Raw genomic sequence first — 539 nt, forward strand, 5'->3', positions numbered from 1 at the left:
GCGATCAACCAGATGGCGGTCTCCGTCGATCAGGTTTCCCAGAACGCCGAGGAATCCGCCCAGGTCGCGCAGCAGTCCGTGGAGCTCGCCACCCGCGGTGCCGAGACGGTGAAGCGGACCATCGAGCAGATGGACAGCACCCGCGAGCAGATCCAGGAGACGTCCAAGCGCATCAAGCGCCTCGGTGAGTCCTCGCAGGAGATCGGTAATATCGTTGAGTTGATCAACGACATCGCCGATCAGACCAACATCCTCGCGCTCAATGCCTCCATCCAGGCGGCCATGGCCGGCGAGTCCGGCCGGGGCTTCGCGGTGGTCGCCGACGAGGTCCAGCGCCTCGCCGAGCGTTCCGGTAATGCCACCAAGCAGATCGAGGCGCTGGTCAAGACGATCCAGACCGATACCAACGAGGCGGTGATCTCCATGGAGCAGAGCACCGCCGGCGTGGTGGCGGGCGCTCGCCAGGCCGAGGAGGCCGGTGCCGCGCTGCGCGAGATCGAGAACGTCTCCGAGCAGCTCGCCGGCCTGATCCAGAGCAT

1 protein-coding gene is annotated in these 539 nt (G+C 65.9%); it reads left to right on the forward strand.

Annotation, left to right across the window (positions count from 1 at the left end; translation table 11 throughout):
- The coding region (locus G7A99_RS24340) for a methyl-accepting chemotaxis protein (protein ID WP_240466414.1) at nt 1-539 on the forward strand (539 nt) is incomplete at both ends.

The sequence above is a fragment of the Arhodomonas sp. KWT genome, from assembly GCF_010993615.1.